The organism is Saccharothrix carnea (assembly GCF_003014735.1).
Classification (GTDB): Bacteria; Actinomycetota; Actinomycetes; order Mycobacteriales; family Pseudonocardiaceae; genus Actinosynnema; species Actinosynnema carneum.
Genome location: NZ_PYAX01000002.1, coordinates 369,416 through 383,744, shown reverse-complemented (window position 1 = coordinate 383,744; position 14,329 = coordinate 369,416). Strand labels below are relative to the sequence as shown.

Below are 14,329 nucleotides of genomic sequence, written 5' to 3'. Positions count from 1 at the left end.
CGCAGAGGAGAGGAGACCGAGCCATGGACGGCGTCAAGCGGATCTTGGTCGGCGTGGACGGGTCGCCGGCGAGCAGGGCGGCGCTCGCGTGGGCGGTGCGGCACGCCGAGGAGCGCGGCGCACGGGTGACCGCGGTATCGGCGTGCCAGGTGCACCCGGTGCCGCCCACAGGTGGGACGCCGCCTCTCGGGCTCGGACCGGACGCGTTCTGCGGCCTGCACGAGCGCTTCCTGCGCGAGGCGGTGGCGGAAGTCGGTCCCGAGGCCGAAGGCGTGGAGCAGCTCGTGCCGACCGGCGGTCCCGGACCGGTGCTGGTGGAGCTGTCGAAGGACGCCGACACCCTGGTCCTGGGTGGCCACGGCTACCGCAGGGCGGGACTGGAGGTCGTCGGGTCGGTGGCCGCGCACTGCCTGCGGCGTGCCCACTGCCCGGTCGTGATCGTCCCGGTGGAAGGGAAGGACGATGGCAACGCGGACGGTGCTCGCCTGCCGCGGACTGCGCAGGAGTTTCGATGACCTGGTCGCGGTCGACGACCTGGGCTTCGAGCCGGCCGTCACCGAGATCCGTCCGTGAACGCGTCCACATCGAACCCGCCCTTGACCTCAGCCACCCGTTGTACTGGTCAGGACGGCGACGACAGCACCAACTCCGCGCCGAAGCGAGCCCCCGGCGCCCTCCGACACAACCGCGAACTCCGGCTGGAAACTCGAACGACGGCTGCCGTACCAGGCTCGTGGCGCCTGCACCGCTCCTTGGCCCGGTGAGGTCGGGCCGCGTGCCCCTTGCGGCCCCAGCGGAAGTACGCCAGTGGGCCGACGAAGTTCACCGCGATCGCCACGGCCCACCAGCGCTTGCGACCGTGGACGGCCTCGGCGGGACGGCGGGCGAGGTCCGCCCACGCCGCCCCCGCGAGCAGGACCTCCACCGCGCTCAGCGCCAGGATGCCGCGCCGCTGGGCCGAGGTCATCTCCAGCCAGGTCTTGTGCCTCTTCATACCGCCCAGCGTCCTCCGGCGGCACCCCTGGCCACAGGGTCCTTGTGCTCCAGTCGACGGACCTGGTGCCCTGCTCGTCGAGGGCCTTCGACCGCATTCACCGAGGGGTGCGGGGTGAGCTACTGGTGTCGAGGAAAGGAGTGGTCATGCACTGGTACAACGGGTACGGCGTCGGCTACGGCGGCGTGATGATGGTCCTGATCGGACTGCTGCTGCTCGGCGTGGCGGTCGCGATCACCGTGTTGGCGATGCGCCGCACGCCGGACGACTCGGGTTCCGCCCAGCGCATCCTGGAGACGAGGTTGGCCAGGGGCGAGATCGACGCGGAGGAGTTCCAACGGGTGCGCGACCTCCTGCGGACCCGATAGCGAAGACCGACCTTCCACCCGAGGTGATCCGCCGTGACTTCCACCCTCCCGCGACCGCTGCTGATCGACCGGCTCTCGCCGCGGCCCGACTTCACCCGCACCGCGCACGTGGTGGTCGACGCCGACCCGTCCACCACCTACCGCGCCCTGCGCGGACTTGTCTTCCTGGGCGAAGTGCAGCGTCAGCACGGCGTCCAAGCCGTAGAGCGTGGCTCGCACGTCGTCCACCTGGTCCGGTTCGATGCCGTCGGGCGATTCGCGCAGGTGCCGGTCCAGCCTGCGGCTCAAGCGCTCGATCTCGGTATGGCCGCGGCTCATCGTGACCGTGCTCTCCGGACCGCCGAGGATCCGGGCCAGCGCTGGGTACAGCTCGGTCTCCTCCGCTCGTTCGTGCGGCAGGATCCGCTCGGCGAGCAGGTGGTGGGCGCGGCGGATGGCGGCGTCGGCCTCCGGGCACACTCCTGCGGACAACGCGTCGGCGGCCTGCCGGACGGCACTGCGCGCGGCGAGCAGCTCCTCGTGCTCGTGCGCGAACCGGTGCAGCAGCCGGTCGGCGTCACCGGGGACGTGGTGTCGGGCCGGGCCGCGCAGGGCCGCCGCCTGCACCGCCGCAGTGGACCCTCTCGACCCCAAGGCGACCCCGACGTCCGCGGCGGCCAGGGCCGGCGCGTCGTTGATCCCGTCGCCCACCATGACCGTGACCCCGACTGCCCGTGACGCCTCCACCCGCTCGATCTTGTCCGCCGGGCTCGCCTCGACCTGGATCTCGCCCGCGGCCCTGGCGAGCGAGTGGTCGATCGACGTCGAGCGCCACGAGCCACCGCGGACCTGACTGATCGACCGGGTGCGAGGTGGGAGGAGACGATGACGAGCACATCGATCCGCACGTCCGTGACGGCGGGACCACGTGTCGGCTACCTGGTCGGCGCGGCGGTCGACGTCGTCCTGCTGGTCCTGATCAACGTGTCCCCCGGGTGGCGCGCCGTTACATTCCTCACCGAGGACGCGGTCGACGTGGTGGTGTGGGTCAACGTCGGGCTTGCACTCGGCGTCGTCGTCACCACGCTCTGCGCGCTGTTCCCCCGAAGGCGGCTGGTGCTGCTGGGTGACGTGCTGACGACGACCGCGACGCTGGCCGCGCTGACGTCGATGTCGGCGGTGTGGCCCTTCCGGTTCGACGACGCGGAAATCCCGTGGACGACGATCACGCGCGCGACGTTGACGATCGTGCTCATCGCCGTGTCGATCGCGCTCGTGGTGCAGCTCGTCAAGCTTTTGCACGCCTTGGTCGCGCCGGACGTCGACCGTGACGGCCGACTCCCGATCGTGGTGCCGGACGTCCTCGTCGATCAGGGACCTTCGCCCGCGTCGCACAACCGCCGCCGGCGCGAAGCTCATGCCGACAACGAGAGCAAGAGGAGAGAAGCCATGACAGCGTTCAGCCACTCCACTGCTGCGACAGGAACCGCGGCCCGTGCGACCGCCACGACGGCGGTCCGCGCCGACGCCGGGGCCGTCGCGCTCGCGGTCCTGCGGATCACGACCGGGTTCGTGTTCCTGTGGGCATTCCTCGACAAGGTCTTCGGCCTGGGTTACGCCACCAAGGCGGCCAACGCGTGGATCAACGGAGGCTCGCCCACCAAGGGGTTCCTCAGCCGGGTCGCGGTCGGCCCGTTCGAGTCGACCTTCCACGCCATGGCGGGCGCCTGGTGGGCCGACTGGCTGTTCATGCTCGGCCTGCTGGCCATCGGCGTCGCCGTCGTCGCGGGAGTCGGCCTCCGCCCCGCCGCGATCGCCGGCACGCTCATGATGCTGCTCATGTGGGCCGCCGAGTGGCCGCTGGCCCAGTTCACCTCGGCCGGCGAGCCCAGCATGTCGACCAACCCGATCATCGACTACCACATCGCCTACGCCGTCGCGCTGATCGCCGTCGCCCTCACCGGCGCGGGCGCCACCTGGGGCCTCGGCCGCTGGTGGGCAACCCTGCCGGTGGTCCGCGACCACGCCTGGTTGCGGTGACCGACACAGGAGCGGGCGGACCTCGTCGGTCCGCCCGCTCCGACGCGCCGCGCGGGTAGTGGTCACGACAGGGGGCGATGCCGAGCCGGGGTGCTCCCGCCGACCACGTCCATCTCGAGGTGCTCGGGCCGTGCGTGGTCAACAGCGCGAACGGCTCACCGGCATGACGGAAGTCCTTTCCCGACGGTTGCTTTCGGCCCTGCCTCCCACCCAACGGGCTGAGCAGGCTCGAAGGCGGAGGTGCCACCAATGACGAGCACGATGAACACCGGTCCTGTCACTGCGGACGACATCGCGCACCTGCCCGAGCCGGCGCAGCGCTACCTGAGGTTCACTCGCGTTCTGGGCCGTCCGACCGACGTGTCGTTCCACGCCACCGCGCACGGCTTCTTCCGGACGCGCCCGAACCGGAGCTGGATAGCCTGCACCAGCGAACAGCACAACGACGCCACCGATCTGACCCGCGAATTCCGCATGCGTCTCAAGCTCGCCCACATCGTCCCGGTGCGGGCGGAGGACGTCTACGAGCACGGGCACGGCCGGATGCACGCCACCGCGCTGGGCCTGTTCCCGGTGGTCGACGGCCAGGGCCGCGAGTTCGACCTCGGCGAGCTCGTGACGTTCCTGAACGACGCCGTGCTACTGGCACCGTCGATGCTGCTCCGCCTGCCCGTCGAGTGGACCGCGATCGACGACCACACCTTCGGCCTCACCCTGACCGACCACGACAACACCGTCACCGCAACGGTCACCGTGGACGACCGCGGCGCACCACGCGAGTTCACCACGGACGACCGCTGGGTGGACCTGCCCGAAGGCCTGGTCAGGACCCGCTGGTCGACCCCGGTCGACGGCTGGTCCCTGGTCGCCGGCCGCATGCGCCCCCGGCGCGGCACCGCGGTCTGGCACCTGCCCGACGGGCCGTTCGCCTACGCCCAGTTCGACTACACCACCGCCGACATCACCTACAGCACGGTGCCCGACTGCCCCACCCGCCCGAACGCCTCCGGGTGAGCATCCGGCCGCACGCTCACCACGGGGCGGGTCATCAAGTCCTGGGCTTTCATCAAGATCGTCTTCCGATCCGGTGATCTCCGTTCCCGGTGCGGCCCGGCACGCGGTAGGCGGCAATTCCTCGTCGCCCACGTCCGAGGTGCCGTACCGGCACACCAGAGGGAAAACCGCGCGCGGCGACCACCAGCTGTTCACCGTCTGTAGCGGTGCCGCCGGTGATTGCCGCGATGCCGGTCGTCGGGGCCGTATGACCCCGACGACCAGGGAGTCACGTGCGGCTGGTGGCGCGGATGGTCCGGGCCCAGGCCGTCGCACGGTCGACCTCGCCGTCCAGCAGCGGGCCCGGGGTGCCTCCGACGTAGAACGACACCGGCGCGCCCGCGACGGTGAAGCGCAGCCGGCGCAGGCGCTTCGTGATCGCCTTGGCCGCCGAGCCCGGCAGCCACCCCACCTTGACCTTGGTGTCGAACGCGATGGCGCTCACCGTGCGGTCGGCGGGTGCGAGCGCGTCGAGCCACTCGCGCACGCCGCGTCCCCGCGACACGATCTCCCCGGTCGCCTGGTCGGACGCGGACTTGCGGGTGGAGGCTCGGCTCAGGCTGAACGCGTGCGTCGGCGCGCCGACCACGAGCAGGTCGACGTCATCGGGCAGCACGTCCGGCGCCGCGGCGACCTCCACGACGTCGACCTGCCTGCCTCCCGCCAAGCCCGCGCCCACCGCCTCGGCGACCGTCCTGGTGTTGCCGAACATGGATTCGAAGACCACGAGTGCCCGTGCCATCACCGGTACCGCCTTTCATCGTCGCTTCACCACGCTGCCCCTCCCGCGGGCCTGTCGACAGCGGCCAACAACCCTGTCCACCCGGGACCTCGGACCCTGCCCCGCGGACCGGCCCGGGTGGACGCTCGAAGTGGACGGAATTCGAGGAGGAAACGATGAAGGCGCTCGTTTATCACGGTCCCGGCCGACGGGCGTGGGAAGACGTGCCCGACCCGGAACTGGTCGACCCGACCGATGCGATCGTGCGAATCACCGCGGCCACGATCTGCGGCACGGACCTGCACATCCTCAAGGGGGACGTGCCCGAGGTCGAGCCCGGCCGGATCCTGGGCCACGAAGGTGTGGGAGTGGTCAAGCGGGTCGGTGCGGCGGTCACCGGGATCAAGCCGGGTGACAAGGTGCTGGTGTCGTGCATCAGCGCGTGCGGTCGGTGCGGATACTGCCGGACCGGCGTGTACGGGCAGTGCCTGGGCGGTGGCGGCTGGGTGCTGGGCCACACCGTGGACGGCACGCACGCGGAGTACGTGCGGGTGCCGTTCGCGGACACCTCGACCTATCTGCTGCCCGACGGTGTCACCGACGCCGCAGCGGTCATGCTGTCGGACATCCTGCCCACCGCGTTCGAGGTCGGCGTGCTCAACGGGAAGGTGCAGCCCGGTCAGACGGTGGTCGTCGTGGGAGCCGGGCCGATCGGCCTCGCCGCGATCGAGACAGCGCGCCTCTACAGCCCCGGTCACGTCGTGGCGGTGGACCTGGCCGAGTCGCGGCTGGAGGCGGCCAAGCAGTTCGGCGCGGACGTGACCGTGAACGCGGCCGACGACGTCGAGCGCGTGGTGTTCGAGCTGACCGGCGGGATGGGCGCGGACCTCGCGGTCGAGGCGGTGGGCGTGCCGGAGACCTTCGAGCTGTGCACGCGGCTGATCCGCCCCGGCGGCCGGGTCGCGAACGTCGGCGTGCACGGCAAGCCGGCCACGCTGCACCTGGAGCAGCTGTGGATCCGCAACGTCACCATCACCACCGGCCTGGTCGACACGGTGACCACGCCGACGCTGTTGAAGATGCTGGCGGGCGGGCGGCTGGACGCCGACCGGTTCACCACGCACCGGTTCGCGCTGGACGAGATGGAAACCGCCTACGACGTGTTCGAGCGGGCCGGCGAGACCGGCGCGCTCAAGGTGGTGTTGACGCGATGACCGCGGTGGACGAACGGCTGGACGCATGGACCGGGTTCCGCGGCGTGGACTGGCGGCACGACATCGACGTGCGCGGGTTCATCCAGGCCAACTACACCCCTTACGAGGGCGACGACACATTCCTGGTCGAGCCGACTGAGCGGACCGCGTCGCTGTGGCGCGATCTGTCCGGGCTGTTCGCCGAGGAACGGCGGCGCGGCATCCTCGACGTGGACGTGCACACGCCGTCCACCATCACCTCCCACCGGCCGGGCTACCTCGACCGGGCACAGGAGCTGATCGTCGGGTTGCAGACCGACGCGCCGCTCAAGCGGGCCATCATGCCCAACGGCGGCCTGCGCATGGTGGAGGCCGGTCTGCAGGCCTACGGCTACGAGCTCGACCCGGCCGTCAAAGAGGTCTTCACCAAGTACCGCAAGACGCACAACGACGGAGTGTTCGACGCCTACACCGACGAGATCAAGCGCGCCCGCCGCGCCGGCGTCGTCACCGGCCTGCCCGACTCCTACGGGCGCGGGCGGATCATCGGCGACTACCGGCGGGTCGCGCTGTACGGCGTGGACCGGCTGATCGACGCCAAGCGCGCCGAACGCGCCGAGATCGACGACGTGCCGTCCACCGAGGAGGTGATCCGCGACCGCGAGGAGTTGGCCGAGCAGATCCGGGCGCTGGGCGAGCTGAAGCAGATGGCGGCGTCCTACGGCGACGACATCTCGCGCCCGGCGACCACCGCCCGTGAAGCTGTCCAGTGGCTGTACTACGCCTACCTGGCGGCGGTGAAGGAGCAGAACGGGGCGGCGATGTCGTTGGGCCGCACCTCGACGTTCCTGGACGTCTACCTCCAGCGCGACCTGGAGGCCGGGCGGCTGACCGAGTCGCGGGCGCAGGAGCTGGTCGACGACCTGGTGATCAAGCTGCGGATCGTGCGGTTCCTGCGCACCCCCGCCTACGACGAGCTGTTCTCCGGCGACCCCACCTGGGTGACCGAGAGCATCGGCGGCATCGGCGAGGACGGTCGGCCCCTGGTGACCAGGACCAGCTTCCGGTTCCTGCAGACCCTCTACAACCTGGGCCCCGCGCCGGAGCCGAACCTGACCGTGCTCTGGTCGCCCGCGCTACCGAAGGGTTTCAAGCGGTTCTGCGCGAGAGTGTCGGTGGACACCAGCTCCATCCAGTACGAGAACGACGAGCTGATCCGGCCCCGATTCGGCGACGACACCGCGATCGCCTGCTGCGTGTCGGCCATGAAGGTCGGCAAGCAGATGCAGTTCTTCGGCGCACGGGTCAACCTGGCCAAGGCACTGCTGTACGCGATCAACGGTGGCCGCGACGAGATGACCGGCGAGCAGGTCGCACCGCACCGCCCTCCGATCGGGGGCGAGTACCTCGACTACGACGAGGTGCGTGCGGCGTTCGACCGGATGCTCGACTGGCTGGCCCGCACGTACGTGGACGCGCTCAACATCATCCACTACATGCACGACAAGTACGCCTACGAACGCATCGAGATGGCCCTGCACGACCACCCCGCCCAACGGCTGCTCGGCTGCGGCATCGCCGGGCTGTCGGTCGTCGCCGACAGCCTCTCGGCCATCAAGCACGCGAAGGTCCGGGTCGTCCGCGACGACACCGGTCTGGCCGTCGACTTCGCGGTGGAGGGCGACTTCCCCCGCTACGGCAACAACGACGACCGTGCCGACTCCATCGCCGTGGGACTCGTCGAGGACTTCATGGCGCTCGTTCGCGGCTACCCGACCTACCGGCACGCCGTGCACACCCAGTCGGTCCTCACCATCACGTCCAACGTCGTCTACGGCCGCCACACCGGCAACACCCCGGACGGCAGGCGCGCGGGGGAGCCCTTCGCGCCCGGCGCCAACCCGATGAACGGCCAAGACCGCCACGGCCTGGTCGCCGCGGCCCTGTCGGTCGCCAAGCTGCCCTACGACGAAGCGCTGGACGGCATCTCGTTGACCGCCAGCATCACGCCGAACGGGCTGGGCCGCGACACCGAGGAGCGGGTGACCAACCTCGTCGGCGTGCTCGACGCCTACACCGACGCCGGCGGGTTCCACCTCAACGCCAACGTGCTCAACCGGGAGGTGCTGCTCGACGCCGTGGAACACCCGGAGAGGTACCCGCAGTTGAGCATCCGCGTGTCCGGCTACGCCGTGAACTTCGTGCGCCTGACGGTCGAACAACAACGCGACGTGATCAACCGCACCTTCCACGGGGCACTGTGATGACCACCGGGACCGTCCACTCCTGGGACCTCGCCACGGCGGTGGACGGCCCCGGCACCCGGTTCGTCGTGTTCACCGCCGGGTGCCCGCTGCGCTGTCTGTACTGCCACAACCCCGAGACCCGGTTCGCGCGGTACGGGCAGCGCGTCAGCGTCGACTCGGTCGTCGTCGAGATCGAGAAGTACCGCCGGTTCATCCAGGTCGCAGGGGGCGGGGTGACCATCAGCGGCGGCGAGCCGCTCCTGCAACCGGAGTTCACCGCCGAACTGCTGCACGCTGTGAAGGGCATGGGCCTGCACACCGCCCTGGACACCTCCGGCTTCCTCGGCGACCGGGCCACCGACCAGCTGCTGGCCGACACCGACCTGGTGCTGCTCGACATCAAGTCGTGGGACCCGGCGACCTACCGCCACGTCACCGGCGGCGAGGTCGCGCCGACCCTGGAGTTCGCCCGCCGCCTGTCGGACCGGGGCAAGCCGATGTGGATCAGGTTCGTCCTGGTCCCGGGTCTGACCGACGCGATCGACAACGTTGAGGGCATCGCGTCATTCGTGTCCACGTTGGACAGTGTGGAACGAGTCGACTTGCTGCCCTTTCACAAGATGGGCGCACCGAAATACGAGGCCATCGGCCTGCCGTTCCTGCTGGCCGACACCCCGACGCCGGACGCGGAGCTGGTCGACCGAGTGCGAGAACAGTTCCTGGCGCACGGCCTGGAGGCATGAGCAGGGTTGGTCACGGCTCGAAGGTGAGCCGGTTCCTCACGGCGAACTCGTCCGGATCTCCGACGCTGTAACGGCTCCAGTAATCACGTCGCAGCTCTCCGGCACTGGTTACCTGCAGGGGTTCCGGGAAGCCGAACCCCTGCATCAGGCCGGCGCACAGACCGTGGGTCGCGGAGAGCAGGCTTGCCCCGTCGTCGACGAGGTCACCGATGTCCGCCAGCACGGTCGCGGCTGCCAGGTCGCCGACCCTCTGGGATCCCAACCGCTGCGATCGACCGTACGGACGCCTGTGCGTCAGCACGGACCGGTGAACCGGTCGCGGTGGGCCTGCGCGACGTCGGACTCGGACAGGTAGGTCGTCATCCGACCGTGTCGCCGCGGATAGCGCAGCGAGTCGTTGACCACCACGGCGTGCGGGCCGAGCGGGCTTCGCGGCACGGCGATCAGGATGAAGCCGGTGCCCGGTCGATCCGGGTTCTGCACAGTTCGCACGTCGAGACGCGGAAGCGGCGCCACCTGTACCGCCCATGCCGAGGATGATCAGACCACCAGCGGTGTTGGCCATCGCCGCCACGTCCACCGCCAACGAGCGCTTCGCGCTGTCCGACGTGCCGTAGAGCTCGCTCTTGAAGTCGAGGTCGTAATCCTCGGCCACCCCACCTTCAGCGAGTGCGACGACCCGGCTGTGGGTGACGGAGCTGATCGTAGCTCCGAGCAGGGTTTCGAGTCGGCGTGAGCGGAGTGCCACCATGGCGGAGAAGTATCTGCTGTCGACGTGTCGTAGCCAGGTGTAAACGGAATCAGGACCTCGGGCGGACGCTCAAAGCGGTCCGGGTGCCGGCGGCGATCTCGACGTCCTCGCGCGCTACGACCACCCAGGCTGACACCACCGACACATCGGTGGTGATGCGGCTGTCGACGTGTGCGGTGGCGTTGCGGTGCCGGTCGAGGCGCAGACCCAGGAACTCCAGTCCTTCGACGGCACGGGCACGGACGACCGCGTCGTGCTCGCCGATGCCGCCGGTGAACACCAGCAGGTCCAGGCCGCCCATCGACGCGGCCATGGCGGCGATGCCCTGGCGCAGGCGGTGGGTGAACACGTCCAGGGCCAGCACGGCGTCGGAGTCACCGGAGGCGATCGCGGCGTGGACGTCGCGCAGGTCGGCGCATCCGGACAGGCCGAGCAGACCGGAGCGGTGGGCCAGGCCGTCTGCCACCTCGTCGATGCCGAGGCGGTCGGACAGCCACAGCAGCAGGCCGGGGTCGACGTCGCCGCTGCGGGTGGCCATGGGCAGGCCGGCCAGCGGGGTGAACCCCATGGTCGTGTCGACCGAGTGGCCGTCGTGGACGGCTGCCAGTGAGCAGCCCGCGCCGAGGTGGCAGGTCACCACCCGCGAGCCGCTGCCCGCCAGCTCGACCGCTCGTCTGGCCGCGTAGGCGTGGGAGAGGCCGTGGAAGCCGTAGCGGCGCAGGTCCCAGCGTGCACGCCACTCGGCGGGCAGCGGGTAGGTGGCCGCGGCGGCGGGCAGCGTGCGGTGGAACGCGGTGTCGAAGCACGCCACGTGCGGCACGTGGGGCAACACCGCCCGGGCCGCGTCGATGCCCGCCAACGCCCCCGGCTGGTGCAGCGGCGCGAGCTCGGTCAGGGCGGCGATCTCCCGGCGCACGTCGCGGGTGATGACGGTCGGGGCGGTGAACCGGGTGCCGCCGTGGACGACGCGGTGGCCGACAGCGTCAATGGGCGGCAGGGAGAGGTCGAGGTCGGGAGTGCCGTCCCACCGTTCGACGTGGTGCTGGGCGAGGACGGTGTCGTCCTCGCCCAGCACCGACAACTTCAGGCTCGACGAGCCCGCGTTGACCACGAGCACGTTCATCAGTACGGCCAGGTCCAGTCGCGGATTTCGGGCAGGTCCTCGCCGTGCTCCCGGATGTAGGCGTGGTGGCGCGTGCGCTGGTCCTGCATCCGCTGGCGCAGTCCGGCGGCCTTGGCACCGAGGCCCGGCACCCGGTCGATGACGTCGATGACCAGCCGGTATCGGTCCATGTCGTTGAGGACCAGCATGTCGAACGGTGTGGTGGTGGTGCCTTCCTCCTTGTAACCGCGGACGTGGGTGTTGTGGTGGTTCGTGCGGCGGTAGGTCAGCCGGTGGATCAGCCACGGGTAGCCGTGGTAGGCGTACAGGACCGGCTTGTCGGGGGTGAACAGGGCGTCGAACTCGCGGTCGGGCATGCCGTGCGGGTGCTCGGTCTCGGGCTGCAGGCGCATCAGGTCCACCACGTTGACCACCCGCACCTTCAACTCCGGCAGGTGTTCGCGCAGCAGGGCCACTGCGGCCATGACCTCCAACGTCGGCGCGTCACCCGCGCAGGCCAGCACCACGTCCGGCTCGGTCAGGCCGTCGTCGGTCCCCGCCCACTCCCAGATCCCGGCCCCGCGGGCGCAGTGCAGCGCCGCCTCCTCGGGCGACAGCCAGTCGGGGGTGTAGTTCTTGCCCGAGACGATGACGTTGACGTAGTCGCGGCTGCGCAGGCAGTGGTCGGCCACCGACAGCAGGGTGTTGGTGTCGGCGGGCAGGTAGACGCGGACCACCTCGGCCTTCTTGTTCATCACGTGGTCGATGAAGCCCGGGTCCTGGTGGGAGAAGCCGTTGTGGTCCTGCCGCCACACGTGCGACGAGAGCAGGTAGTTCAGCGACGCGACCGGGCGCCGCCAGTCGATCTCGCGGTGCGTCTTGAGCCACTTGGCGTGCTGGTTGAACATCGAGTCCACGATGTGGGTGAACGCCTCGTAGCAGTTGAACAGCCCGTGCCGCCCGCTCAGCAGGTAGCCCTCCAGGAATCCCTGGCACAGGTGCTCCGACAGCACCTCCACCACCCGGCCGTTGGTCTCCAGGTGCTCGTCGGTGGGCAGCTTCTCCGCCAGCCACTGCTTCGCGGTCACCTCGAACACCGCGTCGAGCCGGTTGGACGCGGTCTCGTCCGGACCGAACACGCGGAAGTTCTTCTCGTCCGCGTTGAGGGTCATGATGTCGCGCAGCATGCGGCCCAGCGCGCGGGTCGGCTCGGAGGTGGTGGTGCCGTGCTTGGTCACCTCGACCGAGTACGGCGTGGTGCCGGGCATCCGCAGTTCCCGCAGCAACAGGCCGCCATTGGCATGGGGGGTGGAACCCATGCGCAGCTCCCCGCGCGGGGCGAGGGCCAGCAGTTCGGGCTTGGGACTGCCGTCGGCGTCGAACAGCTCCTCCGGCCGGTAGGACTTCAACCATGCCTCCAGCTGCCGCAGGTGGTCGGGGTTGTCGCGGACACCGGCGAGGGGTACTTGGTGTGAGCGCCACGTGCCCTCCACCGGCACACCATCCACTTCGGATGGCCCGGTCCAGCCCTTGGGTGTGCGCAGCACGATCATCGGCCACCGCGGGCGCTCGACGTCGCCGCCGGCGCGGGCGGTCAGCTGGATGCGCCTGATCTCGTCCATGACCTCGTCCAGCACCTGCGCCATGCGCGGGTGCAGCACGGCCGGGTCGTCGCCCTCCACGTAGAACGGGGCGTAGCCGTAGCCGCGCAGCAGCGAGTCCAGCTCGTCGTGCGGGATGCGCGCCAGCAGGCTCGGATTGGCGATCTTGTAGCCGTTGAGGTGCAGGATCGGCAGCACCGCGCCGTCACCCACCGGGTCGAGGAACTTGTTGCCGTGCCAACTGGCGGCCAGCGGCCCGGTCTCGGCCTCACCGTCGCCGACGACGCACGCCACGACCAGGTCGGGGTTGTCGAACGCCGCGCCGAACGCGTGCGCCAGCGAGTAGCCCAGCTCGCCACCCTCGTGGATCGAGCCTGGAACCTCGGGCGCCACGTGGCTCGGCACGCCACCCGGGAACGAGAACTGGCGGAACAGCTTGCGCATCCCCTCGCCGTCGCGCTGCACGTTCGGGTGGGTGTCGGTGTAGGAACCCTCCAACCAGGTGTTGGCCAGCAGCGCGGGGCCGCCGTGACCCGGACCGGTCACGAACAGCACGTCCTGGGAACGGTCGTTGATCACCCGGTTCAGGTGCGCGTAGACGAAGTTCAGGCCGGGCGTGGTGCCCCAGTGGCCGAGCAGGCGGGGCTTGATGTGCCCCGGGGTGAGCGGCTCGGCGAGCAGGGGGTTGTCCAGCAGGTAGATCTGCCCTGCCGAGAGGTAGTTCGCGGCCCGCCAGTAGGCGTCGACCAACGACAAGTCCGGCGCGCTGTTCTCCGGCTGCTGCGACATCTCGCTCTCCTGACCAAGTCTCGGGGTGATGGTTCCCAGCCTGGTTCCGTCATCGATCCAGCCCCAGTTCCGAGAGTCCCTGCCGGCCGGGACCTTGGTCACTGCCGGCCGGTGCGGCGGAGGAGGAGGGTGGAGGCATGAGCCACGTGCACGAGATCGCCAACATCCAGGTCGACCTGGCCGCCGGTGTGCCGCGGGATGCCGCCGACTACGCCCGCGGCAAGGTCGCCGCCATCGCCAAGTACGCCCCCGCCGACATCGCCTACGCCAAGGTGCGGTTGAGCACCGACGGACCGCGGCTGCTGGTGGCGCACGCGTCGTTGGACGTCAACGGCACTCTCGTGAACGCCGACGCGAGCGCGGGGACCTACCACGAGGCGGTGGACCTGATGCACGACAAGTTGCAGCACCAGCTGGCCGACATGGGTCGCTGAACCCGGTCAGCGAGGCAGTGGTGGAGCCGTCGCGACGAGATCGTCGCGTTCCTCACCGCCAAGTGGGGGCGCGAGTTCGACTACGTCCTGCGCAAGAGCCTGTGGGGCTTCCGCGAGAACCGCATCGCCGTCCGCTTCCAGTACGAGCGGCACGACGAGGAGGGCCGGTGGTTCCGCTCCATGGCAACGAACTGTGGGAATTCGCCGACAACGGCTTGATGAGCCGCCGCGAGGCCGGCATCAACGACCTGCGGATCGACGAAGCCGACCGCCGCTACCTCGGCCCCGCCTCGAGGACGAGCGGGGCCACGGCCA

General features: G+C 70.1%; 15 protein-coding genes and 2 pseudogenes. 10 read left to right on the top strand and 7 right to left on the bottom strand.

Annotated elements, in window-relative coordinates:
• The first annotated feature begins 23 nt into the window (after positions 1-23).
• Positions 24-515: a universal stress protein gene (locus B0I31_RS05935; RefSeq protein ID WP_106614294.1), complete on the top strand. Its 492-nt coding sequence runs from the start codon at positions 24-26 to the stop codon at positions 513-515.
• Between the two features lie 107 nt (positions 516-622).
• Here the strand turns inward: B0I31_RS05935 and B0I31_RS05930 are convergent, their stop codons facing one another.
• Positions 623-994, bottom strand: coding sequence for a PLD nuclease N-terminal domain-containing protein (locus tag B0I31_RS05930; protein WP_106614293.1), 372 nt, complete (start codon positions 992-994; stop codon positions 623-625).
• Positions 995-1,140: 146 nt separating this feature from the next.
• Between B0I31_RS05930 and B0I31_RS05925 the strand changes: the two genes are divergently transcribed.
• The gene (locus B0I31_RS05925; protein ID WP_106614691.1) at positions 1,141-1,362 is read left to right on the top strand and encodes an SHOCT domain-containing protein; all 222 of its coding nucleotides are present in this window, start codon (positions 1,141-1,143) and stop codon (positions 1,360-1,362) included.
• A gap of 216 nt (positions 1,363-1,578) precedes the next feature.
• On the opposite strand, the pseudogene B0I31_RS41550 reads toward B0I31_RS05925, so the two are convergent.
• Positions 1,579-2,055: pseudogene (locus B0I31_RS41550) on the bottom strand (hemerythrin domain-containing protein); the annotation flags it as partial.
• Between B0I31_RS41550 and B0I31_RS43060 the strand changes: the two are divergent.
• The 3 genes from B0I31_RS43060 to B0I31_RS05910 all read left to right on the top strand — a co-directional run bounded on the left by B0I31_RS43060 (position 2,054) and on the right by B0I31_RS05910 (position 4,395).
• A complete protein-coding gene (locus tag B0I31_RS43060) occupies positions 2,054-2,194 on the top strand; it encodes a hypothetical protein (RefSeq protein ID WP_245949712.1) in 141 nt (46 codons plus the stop codon). The pseudogene B0I31_RS41550 and the gene B0I31_RS43060 overlap by 2 nt on opposite strands.
• A 596-nt stretch (positions 2,195-2,790) precedes the next feature.
• Positions 2,791-3,381, top strand: coding sequence for a DoxX family membrane protein (locus tag B0I31_RS05915; protein ID WP_106614690.1), 591 nt, complete (start codon positions 2,791-2,793; stop codon positions 3,379-3,381).
• 249 nt (positions 3,382-3,630) lie between these two features.
• Positions 3,631-4,395, top strand: coding sequence for a DUF6544 family protein (locus tag B0I31_RS05910; protein ID WP_106614292.1), 765 nt, complete (start codon positions 3,631-3,633; stop codon positions 4,393-4,395).
• A gap of 268 nt (positions 4,396-4,663) precedes the next feature.
• On the opposite strand, the gene B0I31_RS05905 is transcribed toward B0I31_RS05910, so the two are convergent.
• Positions 4,664-5,176 (bottom strand): flavodoxin family protein, encoded by a 513-nt coding sequence (locus B0I31_RS05905; RefSeq protein ID WP_106614291.1) that lies wholly within the window; start codon positions 5,174-5,176, stop codon positions 4,664-4,666.
• A gap of 155 nt (positions 5,177-5,331) precedes the next feature.
• Between B0I31_RS05905 and B0I31_RS05900 the strand changes: the two genes are divergently transcribed.
• Genes B0I31_RS05900 through pflA form a run of 3 tightly spaced genes read left to right on the top strand, consistent with a single transcriptional unit; the run spans position 5,332 to position 9,337 of the window.
• Positions 5,332-6,369 carry a zinc-dependent alcohol dehydrogenase family protein gene (locus tag B0I31_RS05900; RefSeq protein ID WP_106614290.1) on the top strand — a complete coding sequence of 346 codons (1,038 nt, stop codon included), beginning with the start codon at positions 5,332-5,334 and terminating at the stop codon, positions 6,367-6,369.
• The gene (gene pflB, locus B0I31_RS05895; RefSeq protein WP_106614289.1) at positions 6,366-8,612 is read left to right on the top strand and encodes a formate C-acetyltransferase; all 2,247 of its coding nucleotides are present in this window, start codon (positions 6,366-6,368) and stop codon (positions 8,610-8,612) included. Before B0I31_RS05900 ends, pflB begins: the two co-directional genes overlap by 4 nt.
• On the top strand, positions 8,612-9,337 hold the full coding sequence (pflA, locus tag B0I31_RS05890; protein WP_106614288.1) for a pyruvate formate-lyase-activating protein: 726 nt from the start codon (positions 8,612-8,614) through the stop codon (positions 9,335-9,337). Before pflB ends, pflA begins: the two co-directional genes overlap by 1 nt.
• A gap of 10 nt (positions 9,338-9,347) precedes the next feature.
• On the opposite strand, the gene B0I31_RS05885 is transcribed toward pflA, so the two are convergent.
• The 4 genes from B0I31_RS05885 to B0I31_RS05870 all read right to left on the bottom strand — a co-directional run bounded on the left by B0I31_RS05885 (position 9,348) and on the right by B0I31_RS05870 (position 13,580).
• The gene (locus B0I31_RS05885; protein ID WP_146173750.1) at positions 9,348-9,560 is read right to left on the bottom strand and encodes a hypothetical protein; all 213 of its coding nucleotides are present in this window, start codon (positions 9,558-9,560) and stop codon (positions 9,348-9,350) included.
• A 71-nt stretch (positions 9,561-9,631) separates the two neighbouring features.
• Entirely contained in the window at positions 9,632-9,829 is a 198-nt protein-coding gene (locus tag B0I31_RS05880; RefSeq protein WP_146173749.1) for a hypothetical protein, read from the bottom strand.
• A gap of 308 nt (positions 9,830-10,137) precedes the next feature.
• A complete protein-coding gene (locus tag B0I31_RS05875; protein WP_106614285.1) occupies positions 10,138-11,211 on the bottom strand; it encodes an acetate/propionate family kinase in 1,074 nt (357 codons plus the stop codon).
• Complete coding sequence (locus B0I31_RS05870; RefSeq protein ID WP_106614284.1) at positions 11,211-13,580, bottom strand: phosphoketolase family protein; 2,370 nt, start codon at positions 13,578-13,580, stop codon at positions 11,211-11,213. The genes B0I31_RS05875 and B0I31_RS05870 overlap by 1 nt, the downstream gene beginning before the upstream one ends.
• A gap of 137 nt (positions 13,581-13,717) precedes the next feature.
• On the opposite strand from B0I31_RS05870, the gene B0I31_RS05865 reads away from it, so the two are divergent.
• Together B0I31_RS05865 and B0I31_RS05860 are read left to right on the top strand one after the other, a co-directional pair.
• On the top strand, positions 13,718-14,014 hold the full coding sequence (locus B0I31_RS05865; RefSeq protein ID WP_106614283.1) for an HPF/RaiA family ribosome-associated protein: 297 nt from the start codon (positions 13,718-13,720) through the stop codon (positions 14,012-14,014).
• Positions 14,015-14,044: 30 nt separating this feature from the next.
• Positions 14,045-14,301, top strand: a pseudogene (locus tag B0I31_RS05860) (DUF1348 family protein); the annotation flags it as partial.
• Positions 14,302-14,329 lie beyond the last annotated feature (28 nt).